Annotated in this window: 19 protein-coding genes and 1 tRNA gene; 8 read left to right on the forward strand and 12 right to left on the reverse strand. The window is 33.4% G+C overall.

Annotated elements, in window-relative coordinates:
• Window positions 1-15: 15 nt before the first annotated feature.
• The 3 genes from pta to udk all read right to left on the reverse strand — a co-directional run bounded on the left by pta (window position 16) and on the right by udk (window position 2,407).
• Window positions 16-1,041 (reverse strand): phosphate acetyltransferase, encoded by a 1,026-nt coding sequence (pta, locus tag BG261_RS01115; RefSeq protein ID WP_070791348.1) that lies wholly within the window; start codon window positions 1,039-1,041, stop codon window positions 16-18.
• A 68-nt stretch (window positions 1,042-1,109) separates the two neighbouring features.
• Window positions 1,110-1,754, reverse strand: coding sequence for a uracil-DNA glycosylase (locus BG261_RS01120; RefSeq protein WP_070791349.1), 645 nt, complete (start codon window positions 1,752-1,754; stop codon window positions 1,110-1,112).
• Window positions 1,754-2,407 carry a uridine kinase gene (gene udk, locus BG261_RS01125; protein WP_070791350.1) on the reverse strand — a complete coding sequence of 218 codons (654 nt, stop codon included), beginning with the start codon at window positions 2,405-2,407 and terminating at the stop codon, window positions 1,754-1,756. Before udk ends, BG261_RS01120 begins: the two co-directional genes overlap by 1 nt.
• Window positions 2,408-2,563: 156 nt before the next feature.
• On the opposite strand from udk, the gene BG261_RS01130 reads away from it, so the two are divergent.
• The 4 genes from BG261_RS01130 to BG261_RS01145 are packed head-to-tail and all read left to right on the forward strand — an operon-like array spanning window position 2,564 to window position 6,513.
• On the forward strand, window positions 2,564-3,424 hold the full coding sequence (locus tag BG261_RS01130) for an SAM hydrolase/SAM-dependent halogenase family protein (RefSeq protein ID WP_070791351.1): 861 nt from the start codon (window positions 2,564-2,566) through the stop codon (window positions 3,422-3,424).
• 14 nt (window positions 3,425-3,438) lie between these two features.
• Window positions 3,439-3,984 (forward strand): ECF-type riboflavin transporter substrate-binding protein, encoded by a 546-nt coding sequence (locus BG261_RS01135; RefSeq protein WP_070787819.1) that lies wholly within the window; start codon window positions 3,439-3,441, stop codon window positions 3,982-3,984.
• 8 nt (window positions 3,985-3,992) lie between these two features.
• Window positions 3,993-5,699 (forward strand): ABC transporter ATP-binding protein, encoded by a 1,707-nt coding sequence (locus BG261_RS01140; protein WP_070791352.1) that lies wholly within the window; start codon window positions 3,993-3,995, stop codon window positions 5,697-5,699.
• Window positions 5,692-6,513: an energy-coupling factor transporter transmembrane component T family protein gene (locus BG261_RS01145; protein ID WP_070791353.1), complete on the forward strand. Its 822-nt coding sequence runs from the start codon at window positions 5,692-5,694 to the stop codon at window positions 6,511-6,513. The genes BG261_RS01140 and BG261_RS01145 overlap by 8 nt, the downstream gene beginning before the upstream one ends.
• A 148-nt stretch (window positions 6,514-6,661) precedes the next feature.
• Here the strand turns inward: BG261_RS01145 and BG261_RS01150 are convergent, their stop codons facing one another.
• Window positions 6,662-8,230, reverse strand: coding sequence for an alpha-amylase family glycosyl hydrolase (locus tag BG261_RS01150; RefSeq protein ID WP_070791354.1), 1,569 nt, complete (start codon window positions 8,228-8,230; stop codon window positions 6,662-6,664).
• A 126-nt stretch (window positions 8,231-8,356) separates the two neighbouring features.
• Between BG261_RS01150 and BG261_RS01155 the strand changes: the two genes are divergently transcribed.
• Genes BG261_RS01155 through BG261_RS01165 form a run of 3 tightly spaced genes read left to right on the forward strand, consistent with a single transcriptional unit; the run spans window position 8,357 to window position 11,110 of the window.
• A complete protein-coding gene (locus tag BG261_RS01155) occupies window positions 8,357-9,352 on the forward strand; it encodes a Gfo/Idh/MocA family protein (protein WP_070791355.1) in 996 nt (331 codons plus the stop codon).
• Window positions 9,345-10,457 carry a DEAD/DEAH box helicase gene (locus tag BG261_RS01160; protein WP_324609667.1) on the forward strand — a complete coding sequence of 371 codons (1,113 nt, stop codon included), beginning with the start codon at window positions 9,345-9,347 and terminating at the stop codon, window positions 10,455-10,457. Before BG261_RS01155 ends, BG261_RS01160 begins: the two co-directional genes overlap by 8 nt.
• A 2-nt stretch (window positions 10,458-10,459) precedes the next feature.
• Window positions 10,460-11,110: a DUF1361 domain-containing protein gene (locus BG261_RS01165; RefSeq protein ID WP_233278881.1), complete on the forward strand. Its 651-nt coding sequence runs from the start codon at window positions 10,460-10,462 to the stop codon at window positions 11,108-11,110.
• A 342-nt stretch (window positions 11,111-11,452) separates the two neighbouring features.
• Here BG261_RS01165 and BG261_RS01170 read toward each other — a convergent pair.
• The 4 genes from BG261_RS01170 to BG261_RS01185 all read right to left on the reverse strand — a co-directional run bounded on the left by BG261_RS01170 (window position 11,453) and on the right by BG261_RS01185 (window position 14,990).
• Window positions 11,453-11,524 (reverse strand) — tRNA-Arg (locus tag BG261_RS01170).
• Window positions 11,525-11,623: 99 nt separating this feature from the next.
• Complete coding sequence (locus BG261_RS01175; protein ID WP_070791357.1) at window positions 11,624-12,103, reverse strand: glutathione peroxidase; 480 nt, start codon at window positions 12,101-12,103, stop codon at window positions 11,624-11,626.
• Window positions 12,104-12,158: 55 nt separating this feature from the next.
• Window positions 12,159-13,019, reverse strand: coding sequence for a nicotinamide riboside transporter PnuC (gene pnuC / locus BG261_RS01180; protein WP_233278882.1), 861 nt, complete (start codon window positions 13,017-13,019; stop codon window positions 12,159-12,161).
• A gap of 165 nt (window positions 13,020-13,184) precedes the next feature.
• Window positions 13,185-14,990: a M3 family oligoendopeptidase gene (locus BG261_RS01185; RefSeq protein WP_070791358.1), complete on the reverse strand. Its 1,806-nt coding sequence runs from the start codon at window positions 14,988-14,990 to the stop codon at window positions 13,185-13,187.
• A gap of 206 nt (window positions 14,991-15,196) precedes the next feature.
• Between BG261_RS01185 and BG261_RS01190 the strand changes: the two genes are divergently transcribed.
• Window positions 15,197-16,822: an ATP-binding cassette domain-containing protein gene (locus BG261_RS01190; protein WP_070791359.1), complete on the forward strand. Its 1,626-nt coding sequence runs from the start codon at window positions 15,197-15,199 to the stop codon at window positions 16,820-16,822.
• Between the two features lie 15 nt (window positions 16,823-16,837).
• Here BG261_RS01190 and ftsX read toward each other — a convergent pair whose 3' ends face one another.
• From ftsX to queG, 4 genes are all read right to left on the reverse strand, one after another.
• Window positions 16,838-17,773 (reverse strand): permease-like cell division protein FtsX, encoded by a 936-nt coding sequence (gene ftsX, locus BG261_RS01195; RefSeq protein WP_070791360.1) that lies wholly within the window; start codon window positions 17,771-17,773, stop codon window positions 16,838-16,840.
• Window positions 17,766-18,461, reverse strand: a complete 696-nt coding sequence (gene ftsE / locus BG261_RS01200; protein ID WP_070791361.1) for a cell division ATP-binding protein FtsE — start codon at window positions 18,459-18,461, stop codon at window positions 17,766-17,768. Before ftsE ends, ftsX begins: the two co-directional genes overlap by 8 nt.
• A 138-nt stretch (window positions 18,462-18,599) precedes the next feature.
• Window positions 18,600-19,697: a peptide chain release factor 2 gene (gene prfB / locus BG261_RS01205; protein ID WP_070791362.1), complete on the reverse strand. Its 1,098-nt coding sequence runs from the start codon at window positions 19,695-19,697 to the stop codon at window positions 18,600-18,602.
• Window positions 19,698-19,723: 26 nt separating this feature from the next.
• The gene (gene queG / locus BG261_RS01210) at window positions 19,724-20,851 is read right to left on the reverse strand and encodes a tRNA epoxyqueuosine(34) reductase QueG (RefSeq protein ID WP_070791363.1); all 1,128 of its coding nucleotides are present in this window, start codon (window positions 20,849-20,851) and stop codon (window positions 19,724-19,726) included.
• Window positions 20,852-20,877: the final 26 nt, after the last annotated feature.

Below are 20,877 nucleotides of genomic sequence, written 5' to 3' on the forward strand. Positions count from 1 at the left end.
TTCTCACAGATTTTATTATTCATTACCTGCTGTTTCGTCTGCTGCAGCGGCTTCTGCTAATTTATTATCAATAGCTTGTGCTGCTGTAATAAGAGCAAGTTTATATACTTCTTCTTCATTACAACCACGAGATAAATCAGAAACTGGTTTGTTCAATCCTTGAAGGATTGGCCCAACAGCGTCAAAGTTACCTAAACGTTGTGCAATCTTGTAGCCAATGTTACCAGATTGTAAATCCGGGAATACAAATACTGTTGCTTTACCAGCAACTTCACTTCCTGGAGCTTTAAGTGCACCAACATTTGAATCATAAGCTGCGTCAAATTGGAATTCTCCATCAAGAGCTAAATCAGGACGTGCTTCTTGAGCAAGTTTAGTAGCTTCTACAACTTTATCAACATCTGGTGATTTACCACTTCCTTTTGTAGAGAAGCTTAGCATTGCTACTTTTGGATCGATATCAAATAGTTCAGCAGTTTCAGCAGAAGCAATCGCAATGTCAGCTAGTGCTTGAGCATCTGGTTCAATATTGATAGCACAGTCACTGAAGATGTATCTTTCTTGATCACGACCGCGGAGTAATAGGAAAGCCCCACTAGTTCGAGAAATTCCAGGTTTTGTTTTAATAATTTGAAGTGCTGGACGAACTGTATCAGCTGTTGAGTGAATGGCTCCACTAACAAAACCATCAGCAATTCCCATTTGAACAAGCATGATTCCAAAGTAATTTTCGTCTAAAAGTAATTCACGTGCTTGTTCAGGAGTGACTTTACCTTTACGGATTTTAACTAATTCTTCTATAAAAAGTTCAGTTCTTCCACAATTTCTTGGGTCGTAACTTTCATAACCTTCAGATACAATCCCTGTATCTTTAAAGTTAGCAGCAATCTGTTCTTTGTTACCAACTAAAACTGGGATTATGTGTCCTTCAGCTCTTAAACGGTTTACCGCTCCTAGTACACGTGGGTCAGTTGCTTCAGGGAAAACAATTTTGATGCCTTTTCCTGAAATTTTGCTTTTTAGTGATTCAAATAAATCCATTGGTATTCTCCTCTTTTTTCTAAGAAATTCACTTTCATTATAGCTCAAAGCTTGTGAAATGTAAACGATTACGAATACTTAATAGGACTTTTATCCTGTACTATTAGTGTATTATTTATTTGTGAAAAAGGTTTGCTACCGAAAAACCCACGATTTGCAGAAAACGGACTTGGATGTGCTGATTTAATTACCTTACCACTTATCAAGTGTTCGTATGATTGGGCATGTTTGCCCCACAATACCCAGATAATATCAGGCCGCTTTTCACTTAAATATGAAATGGTATTTTCAATAAAAGTCGACCAGCCAATTTTTGCATGACTTGCTGGTTGATGAGCAACCACTGTTAATGCCGTATTAAGCAAAAATATGCCCTGCTCCGCCCAATCAGTCAGATCACCATTGGTACGCTTGATTCCAAGGTCAGATTCAAGTTCTTTAAAGATGTTTCTGAGGCTAGCAGGTAATTTATCACCTTCACGTACTGAAAAAGCTAAACCTGTTGCTTGACCATTATGATACGGATCCTGACCAATTATTACAACTTTTATCTTATCTAGTGGTGTAATATCGTACGCTCTGAAAACATCATTTAATGCAGGATATACCTCGTCAGTTTCATAGACTAATTTCACCTTCTTTTGTAAATCATGATAATAGTCTTTTTTTCTTTCAATTTCAAAAAAAGGTTCCCAAGATGCATGATTTTTCATTATACATTCTCTTTCTCGTCAGAATGGTTATCAATATCTAGAATACTTGCAATCTTTGTATTAATAATATCTACACCAACTGTATTACTTACACCTTCAGGAATAATAACATCTGCATATCGTTTTGTCGGTTCGATGAATTGGTGATACATTGGTTTTACAGCTGAAAGATATTGACTGACTACACTGTCAAGAGTCCTACCACGTTCATCCATGTCGCGCTTGATACGTCGTAAAATTCTTACATCATCATCAGTATCAACAAATATTTTGATGTCCATCATATCACGAAGTCTCTTATCATCTAGAACTAAAATTCCTTCAACGATAATTACATCTTGAGGATCCTGTCTATAAGTCTTATCACTTCTTGTATGCTTTTCATAATCGTAAATTGGAATATCAACAGCTCTGCCTTCTGAGAGCTCTTTTAATTGTTCAATCAGAAAATCTGTATCGAATGCAAACGGATGGTCATAATTCGTTTTTAAACGCTCTGAGAAGTCTAAATGACTTTGATCTTTATAGTATGAATCGTGCTCAATCATGGCAATCTTTTCATTTTTGAAATTATCTAAAATTGCTCTAGATACACTTGTTTTTCCACTGGCACTACCTCCAGTAACACCAATAATTATAGGTTTTTTAGACATTGACAATATACTCCATAATATTTATTATTTATCTATTTTAACACACATTTAAAAAATTTATGGTTCAATTAAAAAAATTTATGTCTATCTGTTCTAATTTTTGCTAAACTTATGGGATATCAATGTTTATTTAGGATTTATATTTAAGGAGAAAAAATGAGTAACTTTTTGGTTTTACAAACGGATTTTGGTTTGGGTGATGGTGCGGTAAGCGCAATGCACGGTGTAGCACATACTGTTAGTGATGCTATTACAGTATCGGACTTGACACACGATATACCTCCATATGATATTTGGGTAGCAAGTTATCGACTATATCAAACTGTAAAATATTGGAAGCAAGGAACTGTTTTTGTAAGTGTTGTTGACCCAGGAGTTGGAAGCGACCGTCGCAGTATAGCTATCAAGACAGTAAGTGGTCATTATATTCTAACACCCGATAATGGATCAATCACTCACATCGCCCACTATGACGGCATAGCTGAAGTTCGAGCTATTGATGAGGTAAAAAGCCGCTTGCCACATTCTGAAGAAAGTCACACATTCCATGGACGTGATATATATGCATATAACGGTGCTCGATTAGCAAGTAATGAAATTAAGTTCGAAGATTTAGGTGATGTTATCGAGTTAGATGAAATTGAAAAGCTTAAAATCGTTGAAGCAACAAAAGATAACCACATATTACGTGGATCAATTGATGTGCTAGATGTCAGATTCGGTTCACTGTGGACTAACATCCCACTTGATTTCGCTAAAGATGAGAATATAGACCAAAACAATCAAGTTCAGGTTACAATTTATCATGAGGATAAAAAAGTTTATCAGAATACCATGGTATTTGCACGAAGCTTTGCGGATGTTAATATCGGTGAACCATTAGCTTATGTGAATTCACTTGTTAATATCGGAATTGCTATTAACCAAGACTCATTTAGCAAGCTATATCATATTGGAACTGGTACTGATTGGATTATTGAAATTCGTAAAGCAACAAAAATTATTTTCGAATATTAAGGAGAATATTAATTATGAAAAAACTTTCTGTAAAAAGCGTTGTAGCAACAGGTATTGGAGCTGCATTGTTCGTTATTGTTGGATTATTTATTCGCATACCACTTTTCCCAAATACTGATATTCAATTACAATACGCAGTACTTTCACTCTTCGCTGGATTATTTGGTCCAATTCCTGGATTTTTAATTGGTTTTATCGGACATACTTTGAAAGATTCAATAGCATATGGTGCTCCTTGGTGGACTTGGTCAATTGCTAGTGGACTTTTAGGTGTCGTGCTTGCTTATGCTGTTAACTCAACTGACCTTGAAAACGGAATTTTTGGTAAATCTCAAATTATTCGCTTTAATATCATTCAAATTATTGGTAATATAGTTATCTGGAGTGTACTTGCTCCAATCGGAGATATACTTATTTACAGTGAACCTAGCAACAAAGTTTTTACTCAAGGTATGATTGCTAGTGTTTCAAATATAATTACTGTTGGTATTGGTGGTACTGCATTACTTGTTTTATATGCCAAAACTCGTACTAAAGAAGGTAGTTTAACAAAAGATTAGGAAATCTTATGCAAGAAAAAATTATTGAAATTGAAAATTTTTCCTTTCGCTATAATAGCCAAAGTGAACCAACCCTTAAAAATATTAATTTAGATATTTTTGAAGGTGAAAAAATACTTATAATTGGACCAAGTGGATCTGGAAAATCTACATTAGGTCAAGCATTGAATGGAATCATTCCAAATTTACATAAAGGTGAATCAAAGGGCAAATTGTTAGTAAACAGCTTGCCTTTTGGTTCTTCTATATTTGATTTATCTAAATCAATCAGTACGGTCCTTCAAGATACTGATGACCAATTTATCGGATTAACAGTTGCTGAAGATATTGCCTTTGCTCTTGAAAATGATGAAGTTGGTCAAGAAGAAATGCAAAAGGCTGTTAAATTTTGGGCAAATACAGTAGAAATTGGAAATTATCTAAATAAAAAACCTCAAGAACTATCTGGTGGTCAAAAGCAGAGAGTTTCTCTTGCTGGAGTTTTGATTGATGAATCACCAATTTTACTTTTTGATGAACCTCTGGCAAACCTTGATCCCAAGTCTGGACGAGATACAATTGAACTCATCGACAAAATTCATAAGGAAACAAAAGCAACTTGTATCATCATTGAGCATCGCTTAGAAGACGTACTTCATGCTGATATTGATCGAATTGTTTTGATTAGTGACGGGCAAGTTCTTTACAATGATTCTGCTGAAAAATTATTATCATCTCATCTTCTTCAAGAAAATGGATTACGAGAACCTCTATATGTCTCAGCCCTTAAATATGCTGGTTTAGATGTTTCAAATGTAAAAGAAATCGCAAATATAAACAAACTTCAATTAACAGAAGATCAAAAGAAACAATTGCTAACATGGTCAAATGAAATTAAGAATACCAGTCAGTTAACCAAGAAAGATGAACTTTTAAGACTTACTGATTTTTCTGTTTCCTATGGTAATGATTCAATTCTAGAAAATATCAACTTAACAGTTGATTCTGGTCAACGTGTTTCTATCGTCGGACAAAATGGTGCTGGTAAATCTACCTTAGTCAAAGCCATCTGCAATTTTATTTCTTCTCAAGGAAAGATTTATTGGAAGGGACAAGATATTAGCGACGAGAACATAGCTGAAAGAGCAAGTAAGATTGGATTCGTTATGCAGAATCCTAATCATATGATTAGTCAATCGATGATTTTTGATGAAGTGGCACTTGGTTTACGTCTTAGAAATGTTGATGAAGATACTGTTAAATCTCGTGTTGAAGAAACTTTGAAAACTTGTGGACTTTACGAATTCAGGAATTGGCCTATTTCAGCTTTGAGTTATGGCCAGAAGAAACGTGTTACTATCGCTTCTATTCTTGTTCTTGAGCCTGAACTTATTATTTTAGATGAGCCTACTGCGGGTCAAGACTTCAAGCATTATTCGGAATTTATGGATTTTCTTGATCAATTGAATGCCAATGGCAATACAATAATTTCTATCACCCATGACATGCATCAAATGATGGAATATAGTGACCGAACTCTTGTCCTCGGAAACAAGACCTTATTAGCTGATAAGTTACCTGCTGATGTTTTAACAAATGAAGAATTAATTAAGGAAGCTCATTTGAAGAAAACAAGTCTCTTCTCCTTAGCTCAAAATGTTGGTATTAAGGATGAGGAAGCCTTTATTGCAAACTTTATTAAATACGAGCAAGAAAGGAGGGATATTAATGAATGATTCATCTCAAATTATCGGTTACAAACCTGGAAATACTTTTATCTATAAAATAAATACTACAGCAAAAATGTTGTTCTTCATTCTTGTAACGGTAGCTTGTATGATTTCTTATGACACAAAATTTTTAGTAGCCATAAGTATCTTCTCATTAGTACTTTTTAAAATATCAGATATCAAGTGGAAGCAAATATCTTTTGTTATGAAATTCATTGTTGTCTTCTCCCTCCTGAATCTCTTGGTGGTCTTTCTCTTTGATCCAAGTTACGGAGCAAGACTATATGGTTCAAAGACAGTTATCTTTGGTTTTCTTACATGGGAAGAACTATTTTATTTATTTAATCTAGCTCTTAAATATTTCTGTACAGTACCACTTGCACTACTATTTTTACTTACAACTAACCCTAGCCAATTTGCTAGTTCACTAAATAGTTTAGGTGTTAGCTACCGTATATCGTATGCTGTGAGTCTCGCACTTCGTTATATTCCTGATGTTCAAAATGATTTTAATAATATCAAGATTAGCCAACAAGCGCGTGGGATTGACCTTTCATCCAAAGGAAATTTAATTACAAGAATTAAGAAAAATGTGCAACTGATACTACCTCTGATTTTTTCAAGTCTTGAAAGAATTGAAAAAGTATCGACTGCCATGGAACTAAGACGTTTTGGCAGTCGTAAAAAAAGAACATGGTATTCTTACAAGCCATTTAAAAGAAATGATTATTTAGTTCTTGGATTAGCAGTTTTAATAGTATTAATCACAATCTCTCTTTTCTGGGTTAATAATGGGCGTTTCTACAATCCATTCGTTTAACTATAGTCACTTAAAAATAGATTAATACATCGTTGACTCATCTCGATGAACGCTAGTTCTATCATCAATTCGTCGCCTTGTCTTATTTCTATTTTAATCAACTATAATAATAATAAAAATCTCCCAAATAATTTGAGAGATTTTTTTGCTATTTAAGAATCAAACTAGTGTACTTGGGAATTGTAAGCTTACCATTTTCAAGTTTAGCTTCTCCCTTAAAGGCAGATAAAGTTTCTTTTATCTTATATTTTGAAAGTTCTTTTGGTAGATCTATTGTTAAATCTTCCTTATCACTAAAGTTATGAATAACAGCAACTTTTTCATCTTCGTATTCATAAGATAAGATTGCAATGTTTTTTTCATCTGATTCAAGGTTTGTGATTTCCCCACGCGCTATTTCTGGATAATTTGACTTAGCACGAAGAACTTTTTTATACCAACTTAGAACTGAGTCTGGATTTTTTTCTTGTACTTCCACTGAACCTCCATCAGTTTCAGCCTTCATTGTTGAATTTTCAAATGGTTTTGGTTGCCCCTTACCATCATTATTAAATACCATAGGTTGACGTTTATTTTCATCAGCACCGCTACCCGTCATACCAATTTCTTCACCATAATATATGAATGGATTTCCAGGCATCAAAAGATAAGTGTTAGCTGCCATCTTCTTTTGTTCAAGACTATTAAAGGTATGAGCAGAACGATCTCCATCATGATTACTTAAAAACGGAGCATCAATAGCATTTTTATTTTTTTCCTTGATTGCCATGTCCCAAGTTACAAGTTTATCAGCAAATTTTTGACCATTCCCTAACTGGACAGTTTCTGCAATAATTCCATATTTTTTTGCCTGAGCAAATGGGAAATTAAAGAGACTATCAATTCCACTTTCATAGTGACTTTCAATATTATAGGCATCATTCCAAACTTCACCAACTACATAGACATCTTTCTTTTGCTTTTGCACTGTCTCCATAAACCATTTGGTGAACTCATTATCTTTTTCAGTTTCACCAGTGTAATACTCGCCAACAGCATCCAGTCTAAATCCTGCTATCCCTTTTTTTAGCCAAAAGTCAGTGATTTTTTTAATCTCAGAACGGACATCTTCATTTTTTAGATTTAAATCAGGCATTCCTTCCCAAAATCGTGCCTCATAGTACCAACCTTCTCCTAAGGAAGCATATCCTTCCTTCTGTTCTCTCGAAAAATTATAGAAATCCTTGTATTTTTCATCTTCCTTTGATCCAGTTCCTAGTACAGCTCTTTTAGCAGCTTTAAACCATTCATTTTCACTTGATGTATGATTCAAAACCAAATCTATTATTACTCTGATATTATGATCTTTTGCTTCTTTGACTAGATTTTCAAAATCTTCCATATTCCCAAATGATGGATCAATTTGATAGTAATCAATTACATCATATTTATGATAGCTTGGTGACTTCATGATAGGAGTCAGCCATACTCCATCAACCTTTAAATCATCGGTAGAATCTTTTTTACCAGTATTAAGGTAATCAAGCTTTTCAGTAATTCCTTTTAAATCACCTTTACCATCCCCATCACTATCATAAAAACTTCCAGTAAATATTTCATAATAGTTCCCATATAAATCATTAGTAGATTTTATAGATTTTCCACTACTTCCCGAGCTACAGGCTGATAAACCCAATAAAGCTAAAGCAGCCATAGTAATATAAAATTGTTTTTTCATTTATTCTCCTTATTTCAATGCAACCGTTTTCATTATCTATATAATAACATGAAAATTCAATTTTTCAATATTAATTTTTAGGTATGTTATAATTAGTATAGTTTTATTAACATGGAGGTATTATGTATGCTAAAACTCGCAATAATAGGTACAGGCTGGATTTCTCGTGCTTTCATTGATGCAGCCCTATCTACAGAAAAATATGAACTCACTTCTGTCTATTCACGTAGACTGTCAAGCGCTGAAGACTTTACAAGAGATTTTGACAATGTAAAATTATTTGATAATCTGGATAATTTTTTCGAAGATGATTTTGATGTTGTCTATATAGCAAGTCCAAATTCGCTTCACTTCTCTCATGCTCAGCTTGCTCTTAAAAACAAGAAAAATGTCATTGTAGAAAAACCAGCATTTTCAAATCCGACTGAATTAGCTGAAATCATTAAAACTGCAGAAGAAAATAATGTTTTAATTTTTGAAGCTGCCAGAAATATTCATGAAAAATCATTTACTATAATCAAGAATTTCTTAGATGATAAAACAATTACTGGTGCCGACTTTACTTATGCTAAGTACTCTTCTAAAATGACGGCTTTGCTTGCAGGAGATGTTCCAAATACTTTTTCTACCAAGTTTTCTGGCGGAGCACTTGCTGATTTAGGTGTTTATGCTCTTTATGCAGCAGCCTACTTATTTGGTCAGTCAAATCTAGCTTTATATCAAGGAATTATTCTTGATAGTGGAGTTGATATAAATGGTATTGGTTGTCTAGAATATGATAATTTTAATTTGGCTCTAAAGACTGGGAAAAATCTTACAAGTAACCTTCCATCTGAAATCTACACAACTGATGGAACTTTGACATTAGATGGGATTAATGCTGTTTCTTCAGCTGTATTTGAAACTTTCGATGGTCAAGTTACTGAGTTAGACGTCTCTGCACTTGAAAATCCGATGGCTGAGGAAGCTTGGGATTTTGCTGAAATCTTGTTGGACCCAACAAGTGAGAAAAACACTAAAGAATATGAAGAACTTTTGCATCTTGCTCAAATCGTGGCTAACACTAGCTATGAGATGAGGAAAAATGCTGGAATTAAATTTGAGGCTGATAAAAATGATTGATAATAATACACTGCCAGAAGCATGGCAAAAACAACTTGAAGAACTTGGTTTTAATGAGTTCACTGCGGTTCAGGAAGAAAGTTTTGAACCTTTAAAAGATGGAATGAATGTTATTGCAACAAGTCCTACGGGAACTGGGAAAACTCTTGCCTATCTTCTACCTCTTTTACTTAACGTAAAAAAAGGAGGTGGGCAACAACTTTTAATTCTTGCTCCAAACAGTGAACTTGCTGGACAAATTCATGATGTTACAAAGACTTGGGCTGAACCACTTGGTTTAAAAGCTAGTCTTGTTATTGCAGGTGCTAGTCTTAAACGACAAATTGAACGTTTAAAAAAAGCTCCAGAAATCGTTATTGCAACTCCTGGTCGTGCTTTAGAACTTGTAAAAGATAAGAAAATCAAGATGACTGCCATTAACACAATTGTTCTTGATGAAGTTGACCAACTTGTTGAAGACGGTCAGTTTAATTTTGTTAAGCCTATCATTAATCGAACACCTAAAGATTATCAATTTGCCTTTTACTCAGCTACTGCTGATAGTCAGTTAGAAAAAATCCAACAAATTGCTGAAAATAAATTATCTAATCTTGTAGAAATTAATGTTACTGAAACTGATTCAAATGTTGAACATATCTTTGTTGAAGTTGAAAAACGTAAAAAAGTTGATTTTTTACGTCAGCTAGCTCACCTGCCTAACATGCGTGGTCTCGTCTTCTTTAACAAACTTGATGACTTAGGTAATGCGGAACAAAAATTACAATATCAAGGTATTGATGCGCAATCTCTTGCAAGTGATATTGGTGGACGTTTTAGAAAAGTTTTATTAGATAAGTTCAAAAATGGAGAAATCACCCTGCTACTTGCTACTGATTTACTCGCACGTGGAATCGATATTGAAAATCTAGATTATGTTATTAATTTTGATGTTCCAGTAACTGAAGAAAGCTATCTTCACAGAGCTGGTCGTACTGGTCGTATGGGCAAAGATGGTACTGTTCTATCAATCATCTCTTCTCCTATTGAAAAGAAAAATTTGAAAAAACTAGCCAATGACCCTCAAGAAAAGATCCTAAAAGCCCAACAATTCGTGGGTAAGAAGTAATTATGAATAATAAAGAAAAATGGACTTTTAGGATTGTAACCTTAGTTTACTGCCTCTACATGCACTATTATGGTGGACCATTTTACTTTATGATTCTAAATGTTTTTCTAGCTTATATTCCAATTGAAATAAGTTTCCATTTAAACATTAATAATGGTTGGAAATTCTGGCTACTTGCAGCTTTTTGGCTCCTATTTTATCCAAACGCTCCTTATCTCTTAACTGATTTTATTCATCTAGTACATCTTCCTATTTACGATGGCTATTCGATTGAAATTAGTAAGAATATGAACTATTGGTGGGATTACTCACTTATGGGTCTTGGAATCATTGGTTTCACAATAGTTGGAATGGATTCTATAAATACTATTAGTAGACAATTGCTATATAAATTCAAAGGATGGCAAGTTATTACATTTCAAATTATTGTTCAATTTCTTTCATCTCTTGCAATTTATGTAGGTCGCTTCGACCGTTTGCATAGTGTTTATATTTTTGCAGAACCAGTTAACACCATTAAGTTAATATTCTTTACCTGGTCACAAAATAAAATTCAGTTCATTCTAATAATGACTTTTCTACAAATAGGATTATTTTATTTCATAAATTTTGTAAGAAAAAATACAAAAAAGAACCTCTCAACTAATAATTGAGAGGTTTTTTTATATAGTTGATTAAAAATAGAAATACCTTCGTTTTACTACGCTGTCGATTACACTTAAATAAGCGAGCTTATAGTGTAAGTCGCAAGACAAGGCACTTCGCTTCGCTACGATGTCCATAGAACTTAAATTGCTAAAGCAATTAGTTCTAATGGCGACGAAAGATGATAGAACTAGAGTTCATCGAGATGAGTCACTACGCCTTGCTCCGATGTCGATTGTACTTATATAAGCAAGCTTATTAGTATAAATCGCAACGATGTATTAGACTATTTTTAAGTGACGATAAATGGAAAAAGACCCGAAGGTCTTCTATATAGGTTTGGCACCTAATGGCCCCTGACGGAATCGAACCATCAACTAATTCTTAGGAGGAACTTGTTATATCCATTTAACTAAGGAGCCACTTCTATTACGAATAATAATTATAACATAATTTATAGGATTTTCTATACCTTATGATAAGAATTTCTATGTATACATAGAAAAAGCAGGAATTTCTTCCTACTTCTCAAGTAATTTTACGATATCTTTTTCAATGTCTTTTGGTTCTGTTGTTGGTGCGTAGCGTTTTACTACATTACCTTCTGAATCAACTAAGAATTTTGTGAAATTCCATTTGATTTTTTTACCGGCTAGTCCACTTTTTTCATTTTTTAAATATGTATAAAGTGAATCTTCATTTTCCCCATTTACATCAATTTTTGCGAAAGTTTTAAAACTAGTATCATATTTTAACTGACAGAATTCTTGAATTTCTTCATTACTTCCAGGTGCTTGATGACCAAACTGGTTACATGGAAAATCTAAAATTTCTAACCCTTTGTCAGAATACTTTTTATAAAGGTCTTCTAGCCCCTGATATTGTGGAGTAAAACCACATCCGGTAGCTGTATTTACAATCAAAAGAACTTTTCCCTTATAATCAGCTAATGAAACATCTTCATTTTTAATATCTTTTACTTTTAAGTCATATATAGCCATCTGAATACCTCTTTTTTTCTAGCTATAGATATTCTACTCTTTAGAACTTTGAGAATCAACTAAATAGCCCTTTAACGACTTCATTGACTGGTTTGCCGTGAAGTCCTTTTGCGTCCATTGTCCAATTTACCCATCCAACTATACTGTTGAGTAAGTATACCCAGTACATGATGACGATTTCAAATGATTGTCCCCACCATAGATAGATTGAGAAGATATTTGTTAGTCCCCAGAAAATCCATTGTTCTGCATAACCACCACTCATCAAAACTTGTCCTGTAACGTTTGTTCCGTCGGTTACACTGTCACGGAAGGGGCGGTTAGCACCAATAGACTTGTAGGCGTATCCCATACCAAGCCATACAATTGCAGTAAGTACGATGTTTTCAATCCATCCTGAAAGAGTGAGTTTGTTAGTTAATATGTCTTCTTCGTCTTGTCGAGGTTGAAGAGCAGCAACTAGCCACATGTAAAGACCGATAGGCTGCATGATGGTAAAGAATGTTGTTGTTGCAACTTCCCCGTAGAAACCCGATTGTAAGCTCATATGCAAGTAAATTAAAGAATTAATTAGTCCAAAAATATAGTTACTCGCACGTTTTTCATTTACAAATATTACACAAATTATACCCGTTAAACCTGCAATCATCCCAATCATTGAGTCAGGATTTAGGATATAAGCAATAATTTGAATTGAACATAATGCAATTAAGTAAATCCATCCAAGTAAACTTCTTCCTAGGAATATATCAGCAAAAGTTAATTTTAATACTCCGATAAAGCCTAATTCTTTTGCCTTAGACCACAGTTCCTTTAAATTTGCAGGAAGAGCCTTCAAATTTGTTGAAATACTTTCCTTCTTATTGCGGAAAAAGTCTCCAAATCTTTTACCAATTGATTTTAAATAATCAAACACTCCATTTTCTCCTTAAATATTCTATTAAAAAAACATAGAAAATAATTTTCAAGGGTATTTCAACGATTGATAAAAATTCTCTATGTTTATGTGCTTATCATTTGAAGATAGAATGTTGGATGATATTTCTTTTCCAACTTCTCTTTCAAGTATTTTTATTAATTATTATTTAACATATTCTTCTGTTAATTCCATGAACTCATTGATATCAGCAAGAACCATGTCAATTCCTGCTTGCCAGAAATCCGGTTTAGTCAAATCAACTTGCAAATGTTTTTCTGCTAGTTCTTCTGATGTCATTGAAGCTGTATCACGAAGAAGTGAAATGTACTCATCTTCAAAATTCGAACCTTTTTTATTTGCGTAAGCATAGATTCCCATACTAAATAGGTATCCAAAAGTATATGGGAAGTTATAGAATGGTACATCATCAATAAAGAAATGTAATTTTGCAGCCCAGAAATGTGGATGGTATGTTGCTAGTCCGTCAAGATATGCTTCTTTTTGTGCTTCAACCATCATTGATGTAATTTCATCTGCTGAAACAAGCCCCTTTTGGCGAGCTTGATAAAAAGCATTTTCAAAGATGTAACGAGCATGAATATTCATGAACATAGCAATTGCATTTTGCATTTTTACATCAAGAAGATTAATTTTCTCTTCCTTAGTCTTCGCGCTCTTAAGTGTAGCATCTGCTACAATTAGTTCTGCAAATGTACTAGCAGTTTCAGCTACATTCATTGCATAGTCTTGGTTAAGACTTGGCATATTCCACATAACGCTACTATGGAATGCATGTCCCAACTCATGAGCAAGAGTTGCTACTTCATTAACAGAATTACTATATGTCATGAAAATACGAGACTCTTGCGTTTCTGGAAGTCCTGTACAATATCCACCAGGACGTTTACCAGGTCTGTCTTCTGCTTCAATCCAAGATTTATCAAATGCTTCTTGAGCAAATTTCGACATTTTTGGAGAGAATTTTTCAAAGTTTTCTATGATAAATTCTGCAGCTTGGTCAAATGTATAAGTTCTTTCTTCCATATCACCTAAAACGATAGGTGCATCTTGGTCTTGCCACTCCATCTTATCTTTGCCAAAAAGTTGAGCCTTACGAGTTAAATAATCAACGATTGGTTGCTTATTAGCTTGAATAGTTGACCACATAGCATCAACTGTTTCTTCTTTTAGACGATTATATTCTAATGGTTGTTTTAGGTAATCATCAACACCGTGGAGTTTTTGAGTTGATAAACGGAATCCATCTAGATGGTTCAATGTGTCAGCAAATATATCAACCTTGTCTGACCATGCTTTTTCCCATTTTTCAAATAAGTCTGCTCTCACGCTCGCATCAGCATCACCCATCATTTTATTGAATGCTTGACCTGCAGAAAGTGAAACTTCTTTACCTTCTTCATTAATATACGGAATTTCGATACTTGCAACAATTGTATCATAGTGGCTACTCCATGCATTTAAACCATCTAAATTAAGTGTACTAATAATATTTTCTTCAGCTTCTGATAGTAATTCTTTACCATCACGACGAATTTCAGAAAGTCTAAATGATAGATTTACAAGTTCTGTAGTAGACATTAACTCAGTCCATTTTTCATCATCTATCTCGCTTAATTTCTTAGAAAAAATTGTTTGAGCAAGCTGAACTGCTGGATATTTTTTACTAAAGTCTCCATATACAAGTTTTGCTTTATCATCATTGATATCACTAGATAAAAGAGCTCCAATAAAGCTACCACACTGACCAAATCCTTTGGAAATAACTTCTTGTAAATCTAAAATTTCAACAAATTTATCAATTGAATCTGATTCTGGATTCCAATCTGTAACTTTGTCCTGATATTCTTTAATTTGATTATCAAGTTCCACCATTCTATTTTGCAATTCTTGCGAATTACTTCCTCCAGGAAAAATTGAATCTAGGTCCCAGTTAATTGCGTATTTCATGAACATTCTCCTTTATTTTTAACTAAATATAAGTATATCATAAAATTTTTTGAATTATTAAAATTCAAGATGAATTGTTGAAAATTACACGATAATTCAGGAACATCTGAATCCCATTAAAAATATCGCAATTATCTGAATATTTATTGCCGTAAATATATTATTTTGTTATACTAATTAAAATATGAAAAAGAAATGAGATTATAATGTTTTCTCTTAAGAAAGTTTTTAGAAGTGGATATTTTTGGTTATCCATTCTTTCTATCACTGTTGTTGCTATCGCGGCTGCATTAGTTCCATTAGAAACAGCTAATATCTTGAACTATGCCCTTGCTAAGGATATAAATACACTTATCATATGGAGTATTGTTCTTTTAGCTACTATTGCTATTTTGCTAATATTTGAGTCATTTAGTCAATACTTCTCTGTTAAATATAGCAATAAATTTAAAGCAGATATGGTAAACCACTTAACAATTTCCATTAGCAAAAAAGACTGGTACTCTTTTCAAAAGAAAGGGACAGTTGACTACTTATCATATTATAACAATGATATTGAAGTATTAGAGGAGGACTATTTCCAATCTATTCTCAAAAGCTACCAAGGATTTATAGCATTGATTGCAAATATATCTGTCCTCTTTACATTAGATAAATTATTAATGGTGGTGGTTGTAATATCAAGTATAATCCCAATGCTAATACCTTTCATTTTTCAAAAACACCTTGCTAAGCTTAAGAGTGAAAATATGTTTCAAATCACCAACTTTAACAATAAATTAAGTGACTTTCTCGATGGTTTTCAATTGATGAAAGGTTTTAAGAAAGAGGATAAATTCTTAAATCGTCTAAATTTGGCAACAGAAAGTATGAACGAGAGCAAAGAAAAACATGAAAAGGCGGATGTTACTTCAAATCTTATTACTGGTATAGCTTTTTATATTTCTTTTATTGCAAGCTTAATTATTGGGGCCTATCGTATTGCAACAGGAACTACTAGCGTTGGTGCTGTAACTGGTATCTTGCAAATTTCTGATAATCTTATCTATCCAATCAATTTGATTTCTAGTCAGACTAAGACTCTTATGGCAACAAAGACAATTAGAAATGACTTTAAGAAACTATGTAGTTTTGATGAAAAAACAAATAATTATGAGGACTTGAATGATAAACAAAATGCCATTATTATCGAAAACTTAAGTTTCGGATATAATGACACTAAAATTCTAAATAATGTTAATTTTACTTTTGAAAAAGATAAAAAATACTTATTAATAGGTCCTAGTGGTCAAGGAAAATCAACATTACTTCATCTTATAAGTGGAGATATTGCTGATTTTTCTGGTAAAGTACTGGTAAATAAAGACATTAAAAATGGAATACGTCTGATTCCACAAAAATCTCTGTTAATTCGAGATAGTATTATAAATAATCTTACACTCTTCAGTGATAAACCACTTGGAAATGTGAAAAATACTCTTGAGAAATTTAAACTTAATAAATTTTCAAGCAATGAAAAACTTCAAGCTGAATTTCCAAATAATGTTAGCCCCTCAGGTGGTGAGGTACAAAGAATGAGTATAAGTCGAACTCTTCTCGAGCAACCTCAGCTACTTCTTCTTGACGAAGTTACTTCAGCCCTTGATAAAGAGAATCAAAAGTTTGTTGAAGTAGAATTGCTAAAGAATTTTAAAGGAACCGTTATTAGTGTATCTCACAACTATTCTGAAGAAAGTCTTAATTATTATGACTATGTAGTTGAAATTAATGATTCAAAAATATCAGTAATAAATAAAACTGACTTAGAAAAAAACAAGTCTCATAATAATTGAGACTTGTTTTTATTATTAAATTTTTAGATATCTTCTCATAGAAATTACTGAACCTAGTGATCCAATCACCATACCAATAGCAACAATTAAAATTGAAATTACTGGTAAAAATTCAGTTGGTTTAATTATACTTAAACCTTGTGTAATTAGAGAAGGTGTAAAGCTCTTATAAGCTACATTATATAGATAATTAACCAATAATACTGGGATAATTGATCCTATAAGTCCAACCCATGCTCCTTCAAGAAAGAATGGCCAACGGATATAACCTTTTTTTGCACCAACCAAACTCATAATTTGAATTTCACGACTTCGTGACATAATAGTAATTCTTATAGTGTTAGAGATCAAGAATACAGCTACAAATATTAATAGAGCTGAACCAGCTAATCCCCAAGTTTTAATCGTATTAGCAACTTTAAAGATTCTATCAGTATTTTTACCACCATACTCTGCTTTTTGAACTCCATCAATTTCAGAGAGTTTTTTAGCTAGTGGCTTAACATTTTCAGGTTTATCGGCCTCAACAATATAGACGTCATAAAGTGGGTTTGCATCACCCTTAAACAATTCCCAAGTATCCCCTAAACTGTCAATAAGCTTTTTAAGTTGGTCATCTTTACTTGAAAAAGTTACATTTGTAACATGATCTAAATTCTCAATTTGATCATAAATTACGTGGTAATTCTTATTGTCAATTATCTTAGTTTTATCCTTTGGATCAGTATATTGTTTGTCATTATCATGTTGATCAAGTTTAATATAAGTCATGATACGAACATTGTTCTCAATATCTGTTGCAAGTTTTGCAGTATTGAGTATTACCGATAAAAAGACACCTAACAAGGCTAAAGTAATTGTAACTGAACTAATTGCAGCAATAGTCATCCAGCCATTACGTCGTAAATTTTTAAATGAGTCTAGAATATGTCTAAAGAAATTTCTAATCATCGTATCCATACTCTCCTTCCACTTGATCTCGTACAATCCGTCCATTTTCAATGGCAATTACACGATGTCGCAGAGTATTAACGATTTGGCTGTTATGTGTTGCCATAAGAACAGTTGTTCCCTGTAAGTTAATACGTTCTAAAAGTTCCATTATTCCCCAAGAGTTTTCTGGATCTAGATTTCCTGTTGGTTCATCAGCTATTAAGACCTTAGGTGCATTAGCAATTGATCTTGCAATTGCAACACGTTGTTGCTCACCACCCGATAATTCATTAGGGAACGCTCTGACCTTGTGTTTCAATCCTACCAAATCTAAAACTTCCATTACACGTTTTTTAATTTCACGTGGTGGACGTCCTACAACTTGCATAGCATATGCAACATTTTCATAAACGTTTTTCTTAGGCAAAAGTTTGTAGTCCTGGAATACTACTCCAATTGAGCGTCGTAAGTAAGGTACTTCTTTATTTTTAATTTTTGTTAAATTGAATCCAGCAACATTAGCTGTTCCTTTATCAACTGAAATTTCCCTATAAAGAATTTTGATAAAAGTTGATTTACCGGCACCAGAAGGTCCTACAATATATGCAAATTCCCCAGGTTCAATACTTACAGAAATATTCCTTAAAGCCGTAGTTCCGTTACTGTATTTTTTTGTTACATTATTTAATTCAATAATATTTGTCATAGATGTTTTCTGAGTAAACAGATACTCCTTTCAATTCTATATTATTATACCATTTATATAAGTAAAGATTATGAATTTCTATTACTTTTCATTACAAATATATGAAAATAATCTTACGCTTAGATAATGTAGAATATATTACATACTCCATTTAAGGTATGCATCTATAAAACCGTCAATATCTCCGTCCATTACTGATTGAATAGCTCCGGTTTCATAGTTAGTTCGGTGATCCTTAACCATATTATATGGATGGAAAACATATGATCTGATTTGGCTTCCCCATCCAATCTCCTTTTGATCACCTTTAAGTTCGTCAACTTCAGCTTGCTTTTTCTGCATTTCTAAAGTATAAAGTTTTGATTTAAGCATACCCATGGCTTCTTCACGGTTTTTCAACTGACTTCTCTGAGTTTGACTTGCTACAACGGTACCTGTTGGAATGTGCGTAATACGAACAGCAGATTCTGTTTTATTAATATGTTGTCCACCTGCACCACTAGCTCGATAGGTATCGATTTTCAAATCATCAGAATCAATTTCAACCTCGATTGAATCATCAAGTTCTGGTAGGACTTCAACTGAACAAAATGATGTATGACGTCGTTTAGCTGAGTCAAATGGTGAGATACGAACTAATCTATGTACACCCATTTCACTTCTCAAGAATCCATAAGCATTGTGACCGATGAATTTTATGGTTACACTTTTAATTCCTGCTTCATCTCCATCTTGATAATCAACAATCTCAACCTTAAAGTTATGTGCGTTTCCCCATCGTTCATACATACGCATCAGCATACTTCCCCAGTCTTGTGACTCTGTACCACCAGCACCTGGGTGAATCTCTAAAATTGCGTTCATGTGATCATATGGTTGGTTAAGTAGCATCTCTAGTTCATAAGACTGCATCTTAGTATTTAATGATTTAAGTCCCTCTTCTAGTTCTTCTTGCATTGAAGCATCTGGTTCTTCGATAACCATTTCGTACATTACTTCAAGTTCATCAAATGAATTTTGTAAATCCATAAAGGTGTCATATTTTGCCTTCAACTCGTTACTTTCATTGATAACCTTTTGAGCTGCTATATTGTCATCCCAAAAACCTGGGGCAGCCATGTCATTTTCTAACATAGCAATCTCTTCTTCCAGTCTTTCTAAATCTAGATTTTTCTGGAAGCTTGCAATTTTTTCACGATTCTCATCTAATTGCTTTTTTATTTCAAATAATTCCATTGTTAATTACTACTCCTTAGATTTCCTTATCTACTATACCACAAATAAAGAAGGTTTTCACGCTCTTGCTTAGCCTGCTCATCATCCGTATCTCTGTCTTCAACTAAATTAATCATATCTTGATTAGGTTCTTTTACCAAACGTCCTAGTGCCCAAAAAGCTGAACCCAAAAGAACTTGATTTTGAGTACTATCAACTATTTCCAATAATTTGGGTATGGCTGATTTATCATTTGCATTTGCTAGTGCATAAATAGCATTGCGTTGAAGGACATTTCGCCCTCTCCAACTACCTGCAAGATGTCCGTATTTTTCCTTAAACTGTCGATTAGTAAGATCCAAAAAAGGGATGAGCTCAGGTTGAACTAACTCTGGATCTCCTTCCATCTCGGGATGAAAATGACTATCTATTCCTTTATTATAAGGACACACCATCTGACAAATATCACAACCATATATAATAGTTTTCATTTTTTGACGGTATTCTTCCTGAAGAATTCCTTTATTTTGAGTTTGAAATGATAAGCATTTTTTTGCATTCATTTTGCCATCACCAATAAGTGCATCAGTTGGACAAAAATCGATACATCTATTACAATCGCCACACCCGTATTCAACAGGTTTATCTGCTTCAATTTCAAGGCTTGTAATTATTTCACCCAGATATACATATGAACCAAATTCCTTAGTAACTAAAAGACCATTTTTCCCAATAAAACCAAGTCCAGCACGCGCAGCAACTACTACGTCAATAAGTGGTCCTGTATCAACAAAAGCTTCATAATCAAGACCATTAATTATTTCATTTATTCCTTCAATAAGTGCATCTAGTTTTTTCTGCATGATATGATGATAATCAATACCCCAACTTGCACGTGCAAAAGAACCTCTGCGAAATTCTGTTTTATCTGGTCTTCCTTGAAGTTTATTGGGATATGCTAAGGCAACTGAAATTATTGTTTTAGCAGATGGTAAAGTAAGCTTGGGATCAAGTCTCTCATCTATATTTTTATGTTCAAAGCCAGAATTATGTCCCTTCTCTTTTTGATCTACTAAACTTTTTCTCATATACTCGAAATCATCAGCTTTAGTAAAGCCGATTTTTTGTATATTCAATTCTTCTGCTAATTTTATAATTTGACTCTTAATATCCATGATTTTGCCTGACTGTTTGTGATTAC

Origin of the sequence: Floricoccus tropicus, assembly GCF_001832905.1 — a bacterium.
Lineage (GTDB): Bacteria > Bacillota > Bacilli > Lactobacillales > Streptococcaceae > Floricoccus > Floricoccus tropicus.